General features: G+C 70.2%; 17 protein-coding genes. 7 read left to right on the top strand and 10 right to left on the bottom strand.

The features are described from left to right. The first annotated feature begins 46 nt into the window (after positions 1–46). Positions 47–445 carry a hypothetical protein gene (locus tag ATM97_RS22040; RefSeq protein WP_218719937.1) on the top strand — a complete coding sequence of 133 codons (399 nt, stop codon included), beginning with the start codon at positions 47–49 and terminating at the stop codon, positions 443–445. 6 nt (positions 446–451) lie between these two features. Here ATM97_RS22040 and ATM97_RS22045 read toward each other — a convergent pair whose 3' ends face one another. Next, positions 452–1,612, bottom strand: coding sequence for a hypothetical protein (locus ATM97_RS22045; RefSeq protein ID WP_218719938.1), 1,161 nt, complete (start codon positions 1,610–1,612; stop codon positions 452–454). Between the two features lie 188 nt (positions 1,613–1,800). Between ATM97_RS22045 and ATM97_RS22050 the strand changes: the two genes are divergently transcribed. Beyond that, positions 1,801–2,241, top strand: coding sequence for a DUF4189 domain-containing protein (locus tag ATM97_RS22050; RefSeq protein ID WP_218719939.1), 441 nt, complete (start codon positions 1,801–1,803; stop codon positions 2,239–2,241). Positions 2,242–2,407: 166 nt separating this feature from the next. After that, on the top strand, positions 2,408–2,860 hold the full coding sequence (locus ATM97_RS22055) for a hypothetical protein (RefSeq protein WP_218719940.1): 453 nt from the start codon (positions 2,408–2,410) through the stop codon (positions 2,858–2,860). A 237-nt stretch (positions 2,861–3,097) separates the two neighbouring features. Here the strand turns inward: ATM97_RS22055 and ATM97_RS22060 are convergent, their stop codons facing one another. From ATM97_RS22060 to ATM97_RS22090, 7 genes are all read right to left on the bottom strand, one after another. Continuing rightward, positions 3,098–3,523, bottom strand: a complete 426-nt coding sequence (locus ATM97_RS22060; RefSeq protein ID WP_308248575.1) for a PIN domain-containing protein — start codon at positions 3,521–3,523, stop codon at positions 3,098–3,100. Then, entirely contained in the window at positions 3,520–3,732 is a 213-nt protein-coding gene (locus ATM97_RS22065) for a type II toxin-antitoxin system VapB family antitoxin (RefSeq protein ID WP_218719942.1), read from the bottom strand. Before ATM97_RS22065 ends, ATM97_RS22060 begins: the two co-directional genes overlap by 4 nt. A gap of 146 nt (positions 3,733–3,878) precedes the next feature. Then, positions 3,879–7,628 (bottom strand): multifunctional oxoglutarate decarboxylase/oxoglutarate dehydrogenase thiamine pyrophosphate-binding subunit/dihydrolipoyllysine-residue succinyltransferase subunit, encoded by a 3,750-nt coding sequence (locus ATM97_RS22070; RefSeq protein WP_218719943.1) that lies wholly within the window; start codon positions 7,626–7,628, stop codon positions 3,879–3,881. Between the two features lie 129 nt (positions 7,629–7,757). After that, complete coding sequence (locus ATM97_RS22075) at positions 7,758–11,357, bottom strand: ABC transporter ATP-binding protein (RefSeq protein ID WP_218719944.1); 3,600 nt, start codon at positions 11,355–11,357, stop codon at positions 7,758–7,760. 5 nt (positions 11,358–11,362) lie between these two features. After that, entirely contained in the window at positions 11,363–12,145 is a 783-nt protein-coding gene (locus tag ATM97_RS22080) for an ABC transporter permease (protein WP_218719945.1), read from the bottom strand. Further along, a complete protein-coding gene (locus ATM97_RS22085) occupies positions 12,142–13,113 on the bottom strand; it encodes an ATP-binding cassette domain-containing protein (RefSeq protein WP_218719946.1) in 972 nt (323 codons plus the stop codon). Before ATM97_RS22085 ends, ATM97_RS22080 begins: the two co-directional genes overlap by 4 nt. Further along, positions 13,110–13,829: a hypothetical protein gene (locus ATM97_RS22090; RefSeq protein WP_308248576.1), complete on the bottom strand. Its 720-nt coding sequence runs from the start codon at positions 13,827–13,829 to the stop codon at positions 13,110–13,112. Before ATM97_RS22090 ends, ATM97_RS22085 begins: the two co-directional genes overlap by 4 nt. A gap of 159 nt (positions 13,830–13,988) precedes the next feature. On the opposite strand from ATM97_RS22090, the gene ATM97_RS22095 reads away from it, so the two are divergent. Then, on the top strand, positions 13,989–14,783 hold the full coding sequence (locus ATM97_RS22095; protein ID WP_218719947.1) for an enoyl-CoA hydratase/isomerase family protein: 795 nt from the start codon (positions 13,989–13,991) through the stop codon (positions 14,781–14,783). Positions 14,784–14,865: 82 nt separating this feature from the next. Then, positions 14,866–16,125, top strand: coding sequence for a class I adenylate-forming enzyme family protein (locus ATM97_RS22100; protein WP_218719948.1), 1,260 nt, complete (start codon positions 14,866–14,868; stop codon positions 16,123–16,125). Here the strand turns inward: ATM97_RS22100 and ATM97_RS22105 are convergent, their stop codons facing one another. Further along, positions 16,126–16,869 (bottom strand): tyrosine-protein phosphatase, encoded by a 744-nt coding sequence (locus ATM97_RS22105; protein ID WP_218719949.1) that lies wholly within the window; start codon positions 16,867–16,869, stop codon positions 16,126–16,128. Between the two features lie 456 nt (positions 16,870–17,325). Between ATM97_RS22105 and ATM97_RS22110 the strand changes: the two genes are divergently transcribed. Both ATM97_RS22110 and ATM97_RS22115 read left to right on the top strand, forming a co-directional pair. After that, positions 17,326–17,748, top strand: coding sequence for a TetR family transcriptional regulator (locus ATM97_RS22110; RefSeq protein ID WP_308248577.1), 423 nt, complete (start codon positions 17,326–17,328; stop codon positions 17,746–17,748). Positions 17,749–17,795: 47 nt separating this feature from the next. Then, positions 17,796–18,974 (top strand): alanine racemase, encoded by a 1,179-nt coding sequence (locus ATM97_RS22115; protein ID WP_218719950.1) that lies wholly within the window; start codon positions 17,796–17,798, stop codon positions 18,972–18,974. On the opposite strand, the gene ATM97_RS22120 is transcribed toward ATM97_RS22115, so the two are convergent. Then, entirely contained in the window at positions 18,959–19,594 is a 636-nt protein-coding gene (locus ATM97_RS22120; protein ID WP_218719951.1) for a phosphoribosyltransferase, read from the bottom strand. The two genes, ATM97_RS22115 and ATM97_RS22120, sit on opposite strands and share 16 nt — an antisense overlap. Between the last annotated feature and the right edge of the window lie 7 nt (positions 19,595–19,601).

The following is a 19,601-nucleotide window of genomic DNA, read 5'->3' on the forward strand; positions in this document are numbered from 1 at the left end:
CGCGAGCGTGGGGGTCGTCGTGTACCTGATGACAACGGAGGACGCAGTGGCAGAACGGAATTCACGCACCGACACGGTGCTCTCCATCGGCCTGCAGCCGAGCGCGGTCGACTACTCCCGCTATCCGCAGCTGGACGAAGCCACCCTGACCGCCCGCATCGCCGCGGGCGAGCACGCCGTGCGGGAGGCGGGTTTCGACATCGTCAGCTGTCTGGTGCCCGCCGATCCCGACGCCGCCGAGACGACGCTGCGCGAGTGCGCGGCCGGCGGCGAATTCCGGGTGGCGATGATCGGCGCCGGGGTGCGGATGGCGCCCGAACACACCCTGCTGTTCGAGCGATTGATCAATGTCGCGTCCGAGCTGACTCCGGGAATCCGGTTCTGCTTCAACACGTCCCCGGAAACGACGATCGACGCGTTGCGGCGCTGGGTGCAGCCGAGTTGAGCCGGTCTACTTGTGGCCCCCGCCGTGGTCGTGGCCGCCGCAGGTGTCGGTTCGGCGGCCGTCCGAGGCGCTCGCCTGGCCCGCACCATGGCCCTCGAGCGCGGCGAACGGACCGCACTGGTGCGGGGCGATCCACACGTGCACCATCGGGTTGCCCGCGCCGGGATTGATCGAGTTGGGCGGGCAGTTGCCCGCGGCGTCGGTGACACCGGCGACGACCGGGCCGTTGTCGCCCGCCTTCCAGCACAGGTTGTCGTGGACGTGCCACTGCATCAGCGAGCCGCCGAAATCGGTCAGCGCCGGGTCGTCGATCTTCTTGCCGTTGGCGATGTACATGGCCGAGACCAGGGTGCGGTTCTGGCCGTCGACCCGGTAGACCAGCGACTCCGGGTGGCCGGCGTCGAGGAAGTTCGCGTCGCGGATGTAGGCGGTGTTGATGTAGTGCTCGTAGCCGGTCGCGGAGTCACCGATCGAGCGGTAGCCCAGCGCGCCGACCGTCGTGACGTCGGCGAAGGCGGGCAGGCCGTCGAGAGTGCTGCGGATCAGGTTGGTGGCGCGCTGCTGCTGATCGGCCGTCACGCCGGGCACGCCGGACAGGTCGATCGGCTGCGCGGGGTCGAACGGGCGCGGCCAGGCGGTGCCGGTGTCGTGATCGCCGTGCTCCTCGCCCGCGGCGTGCGCGTGCTCGCCGCCGGTGTCTCCGTGACTGTGCACGTGGCCGACGCCGTTGAGCATCGCCGCCAGCGCGAGCACACCCACGGCGCTCGCCGCGATCCCGGACCGCAGCGGCGGCACGGTGGCGGTGGGTCGGAGCAGGCCGACGCCACCGGCGAGCACGGCCAGCGCGCCCAGTGCCGCGCAGACGGTGTCGGCCACCTGCGGCGCCTCCGCGGTCAAGCCGGTGATCCACGGAATATCGGCGAACCGCGTGAACGCCCAGATCGCCGCCGCGAAGCCGTTCACCGCCAGCATCGCGGCCACGACAGGCTTGCGCGCACTCAGCAGCACCGCCACGCCGGTCGCGCACTGGATCGCGGCCAGCACCACCATCAACCGCGCCAAGGTGGCGTGTTCGGTGTGCATTCCCGCGGCCAGGAAATGCACCGCGCCGGCCCCCACCGACGCGATCCCGCCGAGTAGCAGGTATCCGTTACGTCCGCTCGCCATGCCGTCTCCTGTCCCTGTCCTTCGCGGCGGACACTACCCGGACCCTGTGATGGCGCACTGGCGTACCAGTGAGAGAACTCTGTGGGCCGGGCCCGTGCCGGGCTCGGCTCGCGTGGCGCTCGCGGTGGATTCGTGGTTAGCTGCACGGTTCCGAATTTCGGAACCTATTCCACGAGGGGATCTTTCGAATGAGTTTCATGGGTAAGGCCGGCGTTGCCGTAGCGGCGTTGGGTCTTGCGGCCGGGTCGGTGTTCGGTGCCGGTTCGGCGAACGCGGCGGGCGATCTGTTCGGCGCGATCGGGTTCAGCCCGCAGATGTGGGAGAGCTGGTCCTCGTCGAACTGGGACAGTGCCGACGGTGCCCGCGCCGCGGTGATCGACGGTTGTGTCGCCGCGGGCGGGGAGGACTGCGGTGTCATGGTCACCTGGGCCAACGGGTGCGGTGCGCTGGTGTGGAACGAGGAGGGCTGGGTCGCCGCCGCCTCGGGTCCCAACCGCAGCGAGGCCATCCGCAAGGCCATCGATCGGCTGTCCGACGGTGTCCCGATCGCCCGCCTGGCCAACTTCGGCTCCTCGGACCTCAGCGGTACCGAGGTCATCGACGTGGTCTGCACCCGCAACGCGGGCTGACCACCGACCGGCCCGACCGCAGCGGACGCCGGTGGATCGTGGCCGGCTGCGCGGCCGTTGCCATATCGAGACGATTACGGTGGGTAACGAACGACCGGCGTGTCGCGAAGTCCGATGCATGAGTCTGAAAAGCACACAAGGTCAACGGGTTTCGGTTCGGGTCGGGGTGGCCGCCGCAGCGGCCGTTACCGCGCTCGTCGGGTTCAGTGGTCCGGCGGCGGCCGCGCCGTCGGACCAGGTCGTCCAGTTCAACCCGACTCTCGCCAGGATTCCGGGGAACGGCTGCGCGGCCATCATCAACGCCGAGACGGTCCCGCAGCCGCAGGCCGGGCAGCTCGGAGTCCGCGTGAAAATCGTCCAGACCGGACAGAACTGCGAGGTATATCGCGTCTCGGTGCGGTGGAAGAACCTCGACACCGGCGTCGCCAACGCCCAGTCCCACAAGGTCGACAGCAACGGCGTCATCGAACACGCCCCCGACGGCGTGATCACCGGCATGGGGATGGGCCCCGGGGTCGGCCGCGTCGAGGCGACCATCGTGGCGACCACCGACACCTATCCCAATCACCATGATCTGGAACAACTCTCGGGTCAAGCCTGGATCACTCTCAACAGCTAGCCGAAAACGCCGACAGGGGCGGATCCGTATGGATCCGCCCCTGTCGGCGTTTTCGACCTGGTGCGCGGACGCGCCAACGGGCTCGGGCGAGCATTGCGGCCATCGGCGGGTCGTGCACCGCTGCGGACGTCACCAGGCCCGACAGCTATAGGCCGATCTCTCTGTCCTACGGAACACGCAGGGGTGCAACAGAATTCATAGACGGGGCACGTGAACGGGCCGCACTTCGGCGTTCCGTCAGGGGATCACGCGCAGGTGGCGGAATTCGGGGATCGCGCGGCTGATGGTGACGAAGTCCGTGTCGTTGTGGACGACGGTCGCGTCGTGGCGCAGCGCGACCGCGGCGATCTGGACGTCGGTGGTTTGGGCGCCGCGGCCCGCCCCGATCTTCCACAAGCCTGTCCTGATCCGTCGCACATTCGCCTCGACGAGGTCGTCGGCGGGCAGAAAGTGGAAGACCGACCCGTAGAGCTCGGTGAGGAAGCCGAGATCGGCTGCGTTGCGGGCGCTGAACCGTGCTTCATCCATGGTCACTGTCGACGAACACAAAGCACCGATGATCGCGAGCTCGTCGATGGTCTGTTCGATGCCGGCCTTCGTTCGGTAGTGCGACATGACCGACTGATCGAGAAGGTATCGCGGGCGAACCGTCGTCGCGCTCACCGGGGCGTGCCAGGCTCGGCGGCCAGCTCGTCGTCGGTCAGGAACGGATTATGGTCCATCCGCTTGAGGCGGGTCAGTGCCTCACGCTGCCGGTAGCCCTGCACGAGTTCGGCCATCGCGAGATTGATGACCGCCTTTTTGGTGGGCAGCCCGGTCAGACGTAAGGCTTCGGCGAGTAGCTCGTCCGGAATCTCCACTGTCGTCGCCATCGTGCCTCCATATTTTGGTTCCCGCATATTCATAATATCAACGATTCGTAATATTCGGGGTTGTGGATCGGTACGGAGACACACAACGGCCGACGCCGGGTGGATCGTGGTGATCCACCCGGCGTCGGCCGTTGTGCGCGAAGAACTTACGCGGTCGGCTCGAAGGCCTCGGCGATGATCTCGGCCTGCTCCACGGCGTGCACCTTCGACGAGCCCGAGGACGGGGCCGACATGGCGCGACGCGAGATGCGGCGCAGTTTGCCCAGGCGGTCCGGGAGGACCTCGGGGAGGTTGAGGCCGAAGAACGGCCACGCGCCCTGGTTGGCCGGCTCCTCCTGGACCCAGACGATGTCGGTCGCGTTGGGGTACTTGGCCAGTGCCTCGTTGAGGCGGTACGTCGGGATCGGGTACAGCTGCTCGATCCGGACGATGGCCACGTCCTCGCGCTTCTGCTTGGCCTTCTCCGCGGCGAGCTCGTAGTAGAGCTTGCCCGAGGTCAGCAGGATGCGCTTGACCTTGGTGGTGTCGCCGATGCCCTGCTCGTAGGTGGGCTCGTCGAACACCGAGCGGAACTTCGACTCGGTGAAGTCCTTGATGTCGGACACCACGGCCTTGTTGCGCAGCATCGACTTCGGGGTGAAGACGATCAGCGGACGGCGGATGCCGTCGAGGGCGTGGCGGCGCAGCAGGTGGAAGTAGTTCGCCGGCGTCGACGGGACCGCGACGGTCATCGAACCCTCCGCGCACAGCTGCAGGAAGCGCTCGATGCGGCCCGAGGTGTGGTCGGGACCCTGGCCCTCGTGGCCGTGCGGCAGCAGCAGCACCACGTCGGAGAGCTGGCCCCACTTGGCCTCACCGGAGGAGATGAACTCGTCGATGATCGACTGCGCGCCGTTGACGAAGTCACCGAACTGGGCTTCCCACAGCACCAGGGCATTCGGGTTGCCCAGCGAGTAGCCGTATTCGAAGCCGACCGCCGCGTACTCGCTCAGCGCCGAGTCGTGCACCGCGAACCAGCCCGGCTTCTCCGAGCCGATGTTGTGCAGCGGGGTGTACTCGTTGGCGTTGAGGCGGTCGATGATGACCGCGTGGCGCTGGGTGAAGGTGCCGCGGCGCGAGTCCTGACCGGTCAGGCGCACGTCGTGGCCCTGGTCGATCAGCGTGCCGAAGGCCAGCAGCTCGGCGAAGGCCCAGTCGACCTTGCCCTCGTAGGCCATCTCGCGGCGCTTCTCCAGCACCGGCTTGACGCGCGGGTGCACGTTGAAGCCGTCCGGCGGGGTGTTGAAGGCGTCGCCGATGCGCTGCAGGACCGACTTGTCGACCGCGGTCTGCACGGTGGCAGGCACTTTCTGGTCGTCCTCGACGGACTCCGACGGCTCCGGAACGTACTTCTCCAGCTCGCGGACCTCGTTGAACACGCGCTCCAGCTGACCCTGGTAGTCGCGCAGCGCGTCCTCGGCCTCCTTCATGGAGATGTCGCCACGACCGATCAGCGATTCGGTGTAGGCCTTGCGGACCGAACGCTTGGTGTCGATGACGTCGTACATCTCCGGCTGGGTCATCGAGGGGTCGTCGCCCTCGTTGTGCCCGCGGCGGCGGTAGCAGACGAGGTCGATGACGACGTCCTTGCGGAACTTCTGCCGGAAATCGACCGCCAGGCGCGCGACCCAGTCGCAGGCCTCCGGGTCGTCACCGTTGACGTGGAAGATCGGCGCGCCGATGAACTTCGCGATGTCGGTGGAGTATTCGGTGGAGCGGCTGTTCTCCGGCGCGGTGGTGAAACCGATCTGGTTGTTCACCACGATGTGGATGGTGCCGCCGACGCGGTAGCCGCGCAGGCCACCCAGGTTCAGCGTCTCCGCGACCACGCCCTGACCGGCGAAGGCGGCGTCACCGTGCAGCATCAGCGGCATGACCGAGAAGCCCTCGGGACCATCGCCCTTGTCCAGCAGGTCCTGCTTGGCGCGCACGAGGCCCTCGAGGACGGGGTCGACCGCCTCCAGGTGCGACGGGTTCGCGGTGAGCGAGACCTCGATCTCGTTGTCGCCGAACATCTGCAGGTACTGGCCCTGCGCGCCGAGGTGGTACTTCACGTCGCCGGAGCCGTGGGTGGCCGCCGGGTTCATGTTGCCCTCGAACTCGGTGAAGATCTTCGAATACGGCTTGCCGACGATGTTGGCCAGCACGTTGAGGCGACCGCGGTGCGGCATGCCGATGACGACCTCGTCGAGCCCGTGCTCGGCGCACTGGTCGATGGTGGCGTCCATCATCGGGATGACGGCCTCGGCGCCCTCGAGCGAGAAGCGCTTCTGACCGACGTACTTGGTCTGCAGGAACGTCTCGAACGCCTCGGCGGCGTTGAGCCGGTTCAGGATGTACTTCTGCTGGGCGACCGTCGGCTTGACGTGCTTCTGCTCGACCCGGTCCTGGATCCACTTGAGCTGCTCGACGTCGAGGATGTGGGTGTACTCCACCCCGACGTGGCGGCAGTAGGCGTCGCGCAGGATCGACAGCACGTCGCGCAGCTTCATCCGCTCCTGGCCGTGGAAGCCGGCGACGTTGAAGGTGCGGTCGAGGTCCCACAGGGTCAGCCCGTGCTCGGTGACATCGAGGTCGGGGTGGCTGCGGAACTTGTCCTTGACCAGGCGCAGCGGGTCGGTGTCGGCCATCAGGTGACCGCGGTTGCGGTAGGCCGCGATCATCTCGAGCACGCGGGCGCTCTTGTCGACGCCGCGCTCGCTGATGTCCTTGCGCCAGCGGACCGGCTCGTACGGCACGCCGAGGCCGTGGAAGATCTCGTCGTAGAACTCGTCGGAGATCAGCAGGTTGTGGATGGTGCGCAGGAAGTCGCCGGACTCGGCGCCCTGGATGATGCGGTGGTCGTAGGTCGAGGTCAGCGTCATCAGCTTGCCGACGCCGATATCGGCGATCCGCTCGTCGCTCATGCCCTGGAACTCGGCCGGGTATTCCATCGCGCCCGCACCGATGATCGCGCCCTGGCCCGGCATCAGCCGCGGCACCGAGTGCACGGTGCCGATGGTGCCCGGGTTGGTCAGCGAGATGGTGACGCCGGAGAAGTCGTCGGCGCCGAGCTTGCCCTCGCGGGCGCGGCGGACGATGTCCTCGTAGGCGGTGTGGAACTGCCCGAAGCTCATGTCTTCGGTTTCCTTGATCGCGGCGACGACCAGCGAGCGGCTGCCGTCCTTACCCGCGAGGTCGATCGCCAGGCCCAGGTTGGTGTGCGCCGGGGTGACCGAGTTCGGCTTGCCGTCGATCTCGGCGAAGTGCCGGTTCAGGTTCGGGAACGCCTTGACCGCCTGCACGATCGCGTAGCCGAGCAGGTGGGTGAAGGAGATCTTGCCGCCGCGGGTGCGGGCCAGGTGGTTGTTGATCACCAGGCGGTTGTCGATCATCAGCTTCGCCGGGATCGCGCGCACCGAGGTCGCGGTGGGGATCGTCAGCGAGGCCGACATGTTCTTCGCGATGGCCGCGGCCGGGCCGCGCAGCACCTTGGTCTCGTCGGCGGTGGCGACAGCCTTGGGCGCGGCGGTGGCCGGTGCGTTGGACACCGGCGCGGGGGTGGTCTGCGGTGCGCGCACGGTCGCGGGAGCGGGCTTGGGGGCGGGCGCCGGAGCCGGAGCCGGCGGGGCCGTCGCCACGGCGGGCTTCGCGGCAGGCGCGGGAGCGGCGGCCGGCGCGGGTGCCGCGGCGGGAGCCGGAGTCTGGCTGTTACCGGATTCGGCGCCGACCTCCGGGGTGTAATCCGCGAGGAACTCGTGCCAACTGGCGTCGACCGAGGATGGGTCCTGTTTGAACTTCTGATACATCTCGTCGACTAGCCACTGGTTCTGTCCGAACTGGGAAGTTGAGCTGCTCACAGCTGGTGTTCGCCTCATTTCGTTCTTCGCGCTGCGACGTTTGTGACGTGCCCGGCAGGGGTATCAGCGGATGGCTGCCGATGCGCCCTCACCGAGCATATGCCCAGCGGCATACCCGTGTTGCGACTGACCCGATCTCCCCGGCTGCTACCGGTCACGCGCCGACAGTATTCCCTCGGCTTCGCCGCCCGCCGCCCAGAGTCGCGCGTAACGTCCGCCCTGGGCCAGCAGTTCCTGCGGCGTGCCGAATTCCACCACGCGGCCCTGTTCGACCACGCCGACGAGGTCGGCCCGCGCTGCGGTGGCGAGCCGGTGCGCGACCACGACGGTGGTCCGGCCGCGTGCCAGCGATCGACTCGCTACCAGCACCGATGCCTCGGTCTGCGGATCCAGTGTCGAGGTGGCCTCGTCGAGCAGGAGCAGATCGGGATCGACCAGTTCGGCCCGGGCGAGCGCGATCAGCTGACGCTGTCCGGCGGATAATCCGCGCCCTCTTTCACCGACCGGTTGGTTCATTTTTTGCGGTAATCCGTCGATCATCTCCGCCGCGCCGACGGTGGCGGCCGCGGTGCCGATGTCCACTGCCGTGGCGAAAGGTTGCCCGAACGCAATGTTGCTCGCGACGTCACCGGTGAACAGGTGAGCTTCCTGAGGCACAATTCCCAGCCGGCCGCGATAGTCGGTGAGCACAAATTTACGTAAATCGACGCCGTCGACGCGGATCGAGCCCGCCGCCGGGTCGTCCGGGAGGTCGTAGAGACGAGCCAGCAGCTTCACGATCGTCGATTTGCCCGCGCCGGTCGCGCCGACGAGCGCGAGCGTCGAGCCCGCGGGGACGGTGAAGGAGACCCCGTCCAGGGCGGGGGCGTTGGCGCCGGGGTAGCGGAAGCGCACGTCGTCGAAGACGATCTCGCCGTCGAGCCGGTCGATCGTCACCGCGTCCGGTGGATCGGCCGCGATGGCGGACTCGGTGCGCAGCAGGTCACCGATCCGGCGCAGGCCGACCCTGGCCTGCTGATAGCCGTCGAAGACCTGCGAGAGCTCCTGGATCGGGCCGAACAGCAGGCCCAGATACAGCACGAAGGCGACCAGCGTGCCGGTCGTGGTCCGGCCGTCGGCGACCGCGTTCGCGCCGAGGTACACCACCACCGCCAGGGCCAGGTCGGCCCAGGCCAGCCCGAAGGAGAAATAGGCGGCGATGGCGCGCTGGGCACGGACGCGGGCGTCACGGTAGCGGTGCGAGTACTCGGCGAAGCGGCGCGCGGCGCTCGGCTCGTTGCGCGCGGCCTGCACGGCGCGCAAGCCCGCGATGTTCTCCTGGAAGTCGGCGTTGACCACCGACACCCGCTCGCGGGAGACGGTGTAGGCCGAGGAGGACACCCGGCGGAACGCCAGCGTCGCCAGCAGCATCGGCGGCACGGTGGCCAGCACGATCAGCGCCAGGCCCGCGTCGATGAAGACCAGGCCGATGGCCACGCCGACCAGGGTGATCAGCCCGACCAGACCGGTGGCGACGCCGGTCTGCAGGAACGTCGAGAGCGCGTCGACGTCGGTGGTCATCCTGGTCATGATCCGGCCGGACAGTTCGCGCTCGTAGAAATCCAGGCCGAGCCGCTGCAAGTGCGCGTAACTGCGCACCCGCAGCCCGAACAGCACGCGTTCGCCGGTGCGCGCGGTGAGCACGGTGACGGCCGCGCCGACGACCAGCCCGGCCAGCACCAGCCCGATCCCGACGATGCCGGCGAGCGCGAGCGCGGTGCCGTCGCCCGCGGTGACGCCGGTGTCGATGGCGTAGCGGACCAGCGGCGGGAAGGCGACGCCGATCAACGCGTCGACGGTCAGCAGCAGCATCACCGCGCAGACCAGGCCGCGCACCGGGCGCAGCAGCGCGCGCAGGCCGAACTCGGGCTGCGGGGCCCGCAGGTCGCCGGGCAGGCCGGGAGATTCGGTGGCCGGGGGCAGCGCGTCGACGGCGGCGCGCAGTTCGGGTGTCTCGCTGAGGTCGGTCGCCGCCGCGGCCATCGAGCGGGGGCGACCACCGTCGGGGTGTTTCGTGGTGAGCGTGGGCGCGGTGGGCACCGCGGAGCCGGCGGGCGCGGGCAGCCGGATGATCCGGTCGGCCTGGGCCAGTGTGGACTCGCGGTGGGCCAGGATCAGTGTCGTCCGGCCGCCGGGGTCGGGCAGCCTGCGGAAGATCTCCGCCTCGGTGACGGCGTCGACCGCGGAGGTGGCGTCGTCGAGGACGAGCACGCGCGGGCGGGTGAGCAGGGCCCTGGCCAGGGCGATGCGCTGGCGCTGCCCGCCGGACAGCGTCAGGCCGCGCTCGCCGATGACGGTGTCGTAGCCGTCGGGGAGTTCGGCGATGAACTCGTCGGCGACGGCGGCGGTCGCGGCGGCCCTGATCTCGGCATCGGTGGCCCCGGGACGGCCGAGGGCGATATTGGCGGCGATGGTGTCGGAGAACAGGAAGGGATCGTCGAAGACCACCCCGAGCGCGCCGCGCAGTTCGTCGGCGCGCAACTCGGCCAGGTCGACCCGGGTGCCGTCGGTGCCGACCAGACTGATCCGGCCCGCGTCGGGCGCGTAGAAGCGGGGTAGCAGCAGCGACAGCGTCGACTTGCCCGACCCGGCCGGACCGATGACGGCGACCGTCTCGCCCGGCCGCACGGTGAGATCGAGGTCGCGCAGCACCGGCTGACCGGCCTCGAATCCGAAACTCACCGCGTCGAATTCGATGCCGAGCGGGCCCGTGGGCAGGGCGACCGGCTTGTCCGGATCGACCAGCACCGGCGCCGCGTCGATGACCTGGAATACCCGGTCGACGGCGGCCTTGGTGAGCTGACCCATGATCACCACCGAGGTGATCGTACGGGCCGAGGACGTCATGGTGGCCAGGTAGGCGGTGAACGCGAGGAAGGTGCCGACGCCGATCGCGCCCTGCCGGGCCAGCACGCCGCCGACGATGATCACCGCGACCAGCCCGGCCTGCGGCAGCGCCGCGACCACGGGGGCGAACCCGGCGTTGATCCTGGCGGCGCGCAGCCGCTCGGCGAACAGGCGGCGGCTGTGGTCCTCGAGCACGTCGACCATCCGGGCCTCCTGCCCGAACCCCTTCACCACGCGCACCCCGGTGACGGTCTGCTCGACGTGTTCGGCCAGGTCGGCGGCGCGCTGCTGCGCCGACCAGGTCGCCGCGTACAGCCGTGGCCGCAGCCGCAGCACGATCACCGCCATCGCGGGCGCGACCAGCAGCGCGGCCAGGGCCAGCGGTGGGCTCAGCCACACCATCACCACCGCCGAGAGGACGAACTGCAGGACCGCCAACCCCGACCACGGGACCATCGCCAGCAATCCCTGCACCAGCTGCAGATCGGTGATCGAGCGCGACACCACCTGGCCGGTGCGGATCGCGTCCTGCCCCGCGCCGTCGAGGCGTTGCAGCGCGGCCAGCAGCGATACCCGAAGACTGTGCTGTACCTCCAGCGACAGCTTGCCCGCCCAGAGCCTGCGCGCGAAGGTGACGACGAACCGGCCGACCGCCAGCAGGGCGAGCAGCGCCGCGGCACCGCCGATGACCGTCGTGTCGCCCGCGACCGCCGCGTCGACGGCGCGTTTGGTGGCCAGCGGCGCCGCGATCGAGACGACCGCGCCGGCCAGCACGGAGGCGGTGATGCCCGCGATCAGCCGGGGATGGCCCAGGCTCAAGCGCCAGAGTCTGCGGATCCAGCCCGGTTCGGTGGCTGCCACCGGGCCTACAGGTCGCGGGTGCGCAGGTCCCACCAGCCCGCGGCGCCGATTCCGGCGGTCCACAACAGCAGGACCACCAGGGCGGCCGGGGTCGGCGCAAAGACCTCGGCCTCCGCGAACGAACCCGCGCTGACTCCGGCCACCGTGGCCGAGACCGGCAGCAGGGTGGCGAAGCCACCGGCGCCGAAGCCCTTGACCACGACCCAGATCAGCGGCTCCAGGATGAAGGCCCAGCCCAGCAGCAGCCAGACCGTGCCGCTGACCGTGCGCAGCAGCAGGCCGAGGCCCGCGCCGATCACCGCCCAGCACATGGCGACCAGCAGACCGGCGCCGAGCACCTCGAACAGCTGCCAGCCGAAGTCGAACTTGCCGCGCCCCGCCACCAGCAGCGCCAGCAGACTCGCCACTTCGGCGGCCAGCCCCACCGCGAAGGCGAACGCGGCGGTGGTGACGAATTTCGCGGTCGCCAGCTGGTCGCGATCGGGGGCGAACAGGGCGGTCAGCGCCATGGTCTTGCGCCGGTACTCGCCACCGGTGGCGGCGATGCCGAGCAGGGCGGCCACCACGAACACCGCGGCCAGCCCGAGATAGAGCCCGATGGTCGCGGCGCCGGTGGCGGGTTGCCCCTTCGGGTCGGCGGGACCCGACAGCAGCGCGGTGATCAGCGTGCCGATCAGCGCCAGGGCCACGGGCGCGCCGAGCAGCAGGCGGGTCGGGCGCACGGCGACGACCTTGCGCGCCTCGGACTCGAGGCCGGGCAGGAGATCGGCGGGCAGCACTGAGGTCATCGTGGCATCCCATACGAGGTCGGCGCCGGGGCGAAACCGGCGGGATTCGCCTGCGGCGCGGGCACGGTGTGCCGGTGCCCGCGGGGTTTGGTGAGCGAGGCGAGGACCCGGTCGGGATGGATCGGATCGGCGACGATGCTGCCGATGCGCACCTGCGCGGCCTCGGCGACGGCGCGGATGGTGGCCTCGCTCGCCTCGGCGACGGCCAGCCTGCCGTCGGGCCGCATCACCGCGTCGGTGTAGCCCCGCGCGGCCAGCGCGGTGGCCAGCGCGATCGAGGGCGAGGCGGCCACGACCAGCCGGTCGGGATGGCCGCGGCGCAGCTTGGCCGGCGTGCCCTGCCAGACGACCGCGCCCTCGCTCAACACGACGAGATGATCGGCCGTGGCCACCACATCGGCCAGCTTGTCGGCGCTGATCAGCACGGTGCCGCCGCGAGTGGTGTGCCCGCGCAGCAGCTCGTGCAGCCAGCCACGCTCCACGCCGTCGGCGCCGGTGAACGGGTCGTCCAGGACCAGCAGCGGGGGATCGGCCAGCAGCGCGGTGCCCAGCGCCAACCGGGTCTGCTGGCCCGGCTGCAGCTGAGCGATCACCGTCTCGGCGACCGTGGCGAGCCCGGTCTCGGCCAGCACCGCGTCCACGCGCCGGCGGGACGCCCCCGCGACCGGCGCGTAACAGCGCAGATGATCGCGGACCGTGCGCGCCGGATGCAGTCCGCGCGGACTCAGTACCGCGCCCACCGCGCCCGGTCCGGTGCCGGGCACGTCGATCTCGACGGTGCCCGTGGTCGGTTTCTGTAGGCCGAGCACCATCCGCAGCACCGTCGACTTGCCCGCGCCGGTGGGGCCGACGAGCGCGGTGACCGCACCGGCGGGCACCGCGAAGCCGACCTCGTGCACGGCGTGGACCAGCTCGAACTGCTTGCCGACGCCGCGCAGTCGCACAGCGTCGCCGCGGCGCCCGGTCACTGCTTCTTCGCGGTCGCGGCGTCGATGGCCGGCAGCGGATCGGCGTCGATGACCGGGTGCAGCGGCGAGGGCCAGAACGCGGGCGCGGGCCCGAAAGCCTTGCGCGCGTTGTCGATCGTCACCTTGCCCAGCGCCCGGTTGCCCGCGCCACCGATGGCGGCGCCGATGCCGGCGGGCAGGATCTTGCCCGCCATCAGCGCGGCGCGCTTGGTGATGAAGCGCTTGATGAACTGCTGCACCAGCTTGTTGTTGATCGCGGAGATGCCGGGCACCTTGTTGGCCAGCGCGCCCGCCCAGTTCTTGGACGAGGTGCCGAGTCCCTTCTGCACGATCGCCATGCCCGCGTCGCCCAGGACGACGGCGAGCACCATCGCGCGCCGGGCTTCCTTGTCCTCGGGCTCGATGCCGTGCACATAGGCCTCGGCGAGAGTGAACAGGGCCGAGGCCTCCATGAAGAACGCGGTCTCCGCGCTGATCGCGCCGAGCGCGGCCAGCGTGCCGATGCCGGGCACGGCCGCGGTCGCGCCGACCGCGGCACCACTGCCGGTGACGGCGAGCAGGTACTGCTTCTCCAGCCGCTCCACGATCTGGGCGGGGCTCTCGGCGGGATGGCGTTCACGTAGGAATTCGACGTAGCGACGCACGGCGGGCGCCTGCAGCTTGGAACCGGTGTCGAGCACATCGACCACGGCCTTCTCGATCGCTTTGTTGAACACGGCGTCGTCCTCCTCTTCCGCCCCGACGAAACGAACTGTAGGGCACCGCGGTCCCCGACAGCTCATCATGCCAACGAGCGCCGACACCCCGCTGGTTCCACGATGTGGGCGCGATCTCCACCCTGGTCCTCGCGCCGGAGCTGGTTCTAGTCTGACCGGATGAGCGCAACGCAGCCGACCCGTTTGATCCGCGACTTCACCGAAGCCGGTGCCGAGATCGCGACGATCACCATCGCCCACCCGCCGTTGAACCTGTTCGACCGCCGCCTCATCGACTCGCTGATCGCCGATATCGCCGCGGTGGGCAAGCAGCCGCCGCGCGCGGTGCTGATCCGGGCCGAGGGCAAGGTCGTCTCGGGTGGCGTGGACGTCAACATCTTCGACGGGCTCACCGTCGAGGAGGGCGCCCGGCTGTGGAACGACCTGTTCGCCCAGATCATCCACCCGATCGAGGCGCTGCCGTGCCCGGTGGTCTTCGCCGCGCACGGTCTCACCCTCACCGCGGCCTTCGAGATCGCGCTGGCCTGCGACTTCATCCTGGCCGCGCCGAAGGCCAAGTTCGGGTTGGTCGAGACGGTCGTCGGGCTGACGCCGTCGATGGGCGGCCCGCAGCGGCTGGCCGAACGGGCCGGCTCGGGTCGCGCCCGCGAGTTCGTGATGACCGGTGACCTCTACGACGCCGCCACGATGGCCGACTGGGGCGTGGTCAACGGGGTGCACGACGACGTCGAGGCCGCCGCGCTGCAACTGGTCGCCCGGCTCGCCGCCGGCCCCACCCGCGCGCACGCGGCGACCAAGCTGATCATCGAGGCGTGGCGGTCCGGCGGTGTGGCACACGCGGATTCGGTGACGCCGGACATTTCGGGCGAGCTGTTCGCGACCGCCGACCTGCGCGGCGCGGTGCGCAGTTTCCTCGAGATCGGCCCGGGGAAGGCGACCTATCGCGGCGAATGAGCGCGCCGAGTGCCTGACAGCTGTGTGATCCACGTCATATAGTCACAGGTGCGGTGCCGCATCGACGTACGTGGAGGTCCTGATGGGTCAGAGCGAGCACGAACCGGGCGCGACCATCATCGAGTTCCCCGCCCACGCTGCGGCCGGGCGGCTGACCAGGGGATCGGACGGCATCCTGCGCTACGGCGACCTCAGCCCGGCCCTCACCGAACTGCTCGACCTGCGGGTACACGCGTTCACCGGCCGGGAGGCGGTCGTCGAGGTGGGTGGGCCGCGCATGACCTACCGCGAGCTGTGGCACAGTGCCTCCCGGATCGCCGGTGGGCTGCAGGACCGCGGCATCGGCTACGGCGACCGCGTCGCGGTGCACATGCCGACGAGCGCCCGCTGGGTGCAGGCGTTCCTCGGCGCGCTGCTCTCCGGCGCGGTCCCGGTGCTCGTCCCCGATACGCTGCCCGCCGCGGTGGCCGACCGGGTGATCGCCGACAGCAGCGCCGATTTCGTGCTCGGCCCCGACGGCCCGCTGCCCGACAGCGCCGCCTATATCGATGACGGTGCGGCACTGGAGGATCCGGCGCTGCTCTGTTACACCGGCACCGCCGCCCGGCGGCCGGTGCCGACCGGCGTCGAGCTGACCAACGAGAACCTGCTCTCCGCGGTGTCGTCGGTGATCGGCGCGCTCGATCTGCCCGCCGAGGGCCTGCGCAACCTGGTGCTGCTGCCGTTGGCCCACGCCAGCGGCTGCGTCGACCAGTTGCTGCCGACCTTCGCCGTCGGCGGCACCGTGGTGCTCGCGCCGGGGGCGCGCGATCTGGCCGATGTGCTCGACACCGAGCGGATCGACACCGTCTCGGGCACCCCGCGCATCTTCGCCGGCCTGCTCCCCGAACTCGCCGCCCGCCGGGCGGGCGCGGGCGTGCGGCGGATCAGCAAGGCCTGTCACCGCTCCGAACGCGCCGCCGCGGCCGCTCCGGCCACGCTGACGGCGGCCTTGCACGACCTTTTCCCGGCGGCCAGGCAGTGGTCGGTCTGGGGCGCGACGGAGACCAGCGGCATCGGCCTGATGGTCGACGACACCGATCTCACCACCTCCGAATCCGCCCTCGGATTCGCTTTCGGCGGTACGGAATTGGCACTGTGCGGACCGCAGGCGAGTGCGGGCCGCGGCGAATTGCTGTGCCGCGGCCCGAATGTCAGCAGGCGCTATTGGAACGACCCCGACGCCTCGGTCGCCCGGTTCAGCGGAAGCTGGTTCCACACCGGCAATCTGGTGAGCATCGAGGACAACGGCCTGGTCCGCGCGGTGCTGCCGGTGCGGCAGCGCCGGGTCAGCGGGCTGTAGTCAGCGCAGCCGGGCGCGCAGCGCCGCGCGCAGCGTGCCGGTCAGCCCGATGGCGGCCAGGTAGCCCTCGGTGTCGCCGTAGGTCTCGCGCACGGTGCGGTCGGCGGTGCGCAGGTATTCCTCGTGCACGCCGAGCAGGTCGACCGACAGAGCCGCGCCGTCGCCGATCTTCGGCTCGAGCAGCCGGCGCAGCGGTTCGACGGCGGCGTTGCTGGCCAGGTAGTCGGTGTAGACCTCGTCCTCGGTGACCTCCACCGCGCGCAGCAGCGTGGCGACCGCCCAGCCGGTGCGGTCCTTGCCCGCCGCGCAGTGCACCAGCGCGGCGCCATCGCCCCCGGCGAGCGAGGTGGCCAGGCGGGTGATCGCGGCGTGCGCCTCCGGCATCACCGGAAACTGCCGGTAGACCTCGATCATGTGCGTGCGCGCCGAGACGGTCGTGGCCTCGTGCGGCGGCGCCTCGCCCATCCGCGAGTCGAACGGGGTGACGTGCAGCCGCACGCCCGCGGGCAGGGTGTCGTGGCCGATGTGGTCGATCTCGGCCAGGCCGCGCAGATCGTGCACGTCGGTGACCCGCAGGCCGCGCAGGGTGTCGTGCCCTTTCTCGTCGAGGCCGCTCAGCTGGGCCGAGCGCAGCAGCACGCCGGGCCTGATCGTCGAACCGTCAGCGGTGCGCAGCCCGCCCACATCGCGGAAATTGAAGGTGCCACTGAGGGCGAACTGATCGGCGGGAGGCGAGAGAGTCACTCGTCCAGGTTATCGACGGTTCCGCCGCGCCCGCGACGGAGTTCGCGGATCCGACACGCACTGTGTGGTGTCCGTTTCGCTGGGTGCCACTGTGCCGTCGCCCACAGGCGCCGGGCCCTCACCTGCGAAGACTTGTACACTCGACCAGTGCGCAGATGATGGCGTAGGGGCGCCGTCTGTGGTGAATGTGAACTATTCAAGCCGTATGGTCGGTTTTACAAAAGGTCGCATTCGGATAACAAAACAATCTTTCAGTCTGAAAAGGACGGCTGAACCAGTTCGTGAATCCAGAAAACCTTCTAAGATCGAGCTCGCTGGATAGGTTGATCCGTACGGGTCCATCCTCTTCACTAGCTCGCATCGCCGCGGGCAGCGAAATTTGTTGCCGAGGAGTTGTCGTTGAGCGCCAGTCGTGAACTAACCGAGACATCGCTCCGGCCCGCCGTATGTCAGGCCGTGGAGCAAGCCGCCGCGAATTGCGACGCCACCGGCGTGCGGGGGCTGCGCGTGCTGTTGCACGCGGGCATGAGCGCCTACTGGCCGCTGGTGAAGGCCGAGCCGGACCGCCAGATCGCCGCGTACGACGCCGCGCTGCAAACGCTGCGGCAACGGTGGTCGGCCTCCGGCGAGTCGGTCGGCGATCCCACCGCGACCGCGCTGTTCCGGCAGATGGACGAAGAGGCCATTTCCTTCCTCGGTCTGTGCGCCCGGCTGTCGGGGACGCAGTGGCTCGAGCCGCTCGACTCGATCGCCACCTACATCGTCTCGGTGCTCTACGGCGCGGTGCTGCGCTGGCTCGCCGACGGCAACGACGAGACCACCCTGGTGGTCATCGACGACCTGGTCGGCTGCCTGACGCTCAAGGCCGTCGAAGTCTGACCCGCCGGATACTGGACGACTGACCAAATAGGTGGTTCAGTAGTCGAGTGACCCAGACGACATCGCTGCACCATCTGCACGCGGCGACCGCCGAGCTCGATCCGCCGCTGGCCGCGGTCGACCTCGCCGCGCTCGACGCCAACGCCGCCGACCTGGTCCGCCGCGCGAACGGCGTCGCGGTCCGGGTCGCCAGCAAATCGGTGCGCTGTCGTGCCGTGCTGGAACGCGTGCTCGGCGACGGACTCACCGCCCGGGGCGGCTTCGCCGGCATCATGGCCTATTCGCTGCGCGAGGCCATCTGGCTGGTCCGCCTCGGCGCCCGCGACGTGCTGCTCGGCTACCCGGTCACCGACCGGGCCGCGCTGGCCGAACTCGCCGCGTCGCCCGACCTGCTGGCCGCGATCACCCTGATGATCGACGACGTCGCCCAGCTCGAACTCACCCGCGCCGCGCTCGGCACCGACCTGGTCCATCCCCGGGTCTGCCTCGACGTCGACGCCGCGCTGCGCATCGGTCCGCTGCACCTGGGCACCCGCCGCTCGCCGGTGCGCAGCCCCGATCAGGCCGCCGAGCTGGCCGCCGAGGCCCGCAGGCGCGGGTTCGACGTGGTCGGCGTGATGACCTACGAGGCCCAGATCGCCGGCCTGCCCGACACCAATCCCGCCGTGCGGGTGGTCAAGCGGCTCTCGGCCGCCGAGATCGGCCGCAGGCGGTCCCGGGTGCTCGACGCGGTGCGCATGGTCACCGGTCCGCTGGAGATCGTGAACAGCGGGGGCACCGGTTCGATCGAGGTCTCGATCACCGACCCGGAGGTCACCGAGGTGACCGCGGGTTCCGGACTGTACGTGCCGACCCTGTTCGACCACTACCGCTCGTTCACCCCGCGCCCCGCGCTGTTCTTCGCGACCCCGGTGCTGCGCAAGCCCACCCCGAGCATCGCCACCGTCTTCGCGGGCGGCTACATCGCCTCCGGCCCGGCGGGCCCGAGCCGGGTGCCGCTGCCGGTGTGGCCCGCGGGCCTGAAGCTGCTCGGCGCCGAAGGCGCGGGGGAGGTGCAGACCCCGCTGGCCGGTGGCGCCGAGCTCGAGATCGGCGATCGGGTGTGGTTCCGGCACGCGAAGGCCGGCGAACTGTGCGAGCGTTTCGACCGCATCCACCTCGTCGACGAGGCCGGAACGCGCACCACGGTGCCGACCTATCGCGGCGAAGGTCAGTGCTTCGGCTGATCGCCCAGGAGCTCGCGGACCTCGTCGTCGGTGAGCTGGTGGAAGTCGCGGTAGGCCATGCCGACGCCGCCGAGATCGGCCGGCGTCCACAGGCAGACCAGTTCGTCGCATTCGCGGCGCACCCGCCGCGCGGCCTCGGGCGAGGACACCGGCATCGCGACCACGATCCGGTCCGGATGCCGGGCCCTGGCCACCCGGCACGCGGCCACCACGGTCGCGCCGGTCGCCATGCCGTCGTCGACGATCAGCACCACCCGTCCGGCGAGCGGCACGGGGTCGCCGGTGCGCAGCGCGCGCTGCCTTCGCGCCAGTTCGGCCCGCTCGGCCCGCTCGACCTCGTCGAACGCCTCCTGCGTCACCCCGCTGCGCTCCACGACATCGCGGTTGACCACCAGCACGCCGCCCTCGCCGAGCGCGCCCATCGCCAATTCCGGCTGCCAGGGCAGGCCCAGCTTGCGGACCAGCAAAATGTCGAGGTCACCGCCGACGACCGCGCAGACTCCGGCCGCCACCGGAACGCCACCGCGCGGCAGCCCGAGCACCAGTGGGCGCGGGACCCGCAGGTGTTCCAGGGCCTTGCCGAGGACGCGGCCCGCCGCTGCCCGATCCGGGTAGACCACGTCTCGA

The sequence above is a fragment of the Nocardia sp. MH4 genome, assembly GCF_019266065.1.
Lineage (GTDB): Bacteria > Actinomycetota > Actinomycetes > Mycobacteriales > Mycobacteriaceae > Nocardia > Nocardia canadensis.

Bases quoted from the DNA above. Each gene is read 5' to 3' on its own strand.
- ATM97_RS22065 (WP_218719942.1), bottom strand. From the start codon at position 3,732: ATGGCGACGACAGTGGAGATTCCGGACGAGCTACTCGCCGAAGCCTTA.
- ATM97_RS22050 (WP_218719939.1), top strand. From the start codon at position 1,801: ATGAGTTTCATGGGTAAGGCCGGCGTTGCCGTAGCGGCGTTGGGTCTT.
- ATM97_RS22080 (WP_218719945.1), bottom strand. From the start codon at position 12,145: ATGACCTCAGTGCTGCCCGCCGATCTCCTGCCCGGCCTCGAGTCCGAG.
- ATM97_RS22100 (WP_218719948.1), top strand. From the start codon at position 14,866: ATGGGTCAGAGCGAGCACGAACCGGGCGCGACCATCATCGAGTTCCCC.
- ATM97_RS22095 (WP_218719947.1), top strand. From the start codon at position 13,989: ATGAGCGCAACGCAGCCGACCCGTTTGATCCGCGACTTCACCGAAGCC.
- ATM97_RS22045 (WP_218719938.1), bottom strand. From the start codon at position 1,612: ATGGCGAGCGGACGTAACGGATACCTGCTACTCGGCGGGATCGCGTCG.
- ATM97_RS22070 (WP_218719943.1), bottom strand. From the start codon at position 7,628: ATGAGGCGAACACCAGCTGTGAGCAGCTCAACTTCCCAGTTCGGACAG.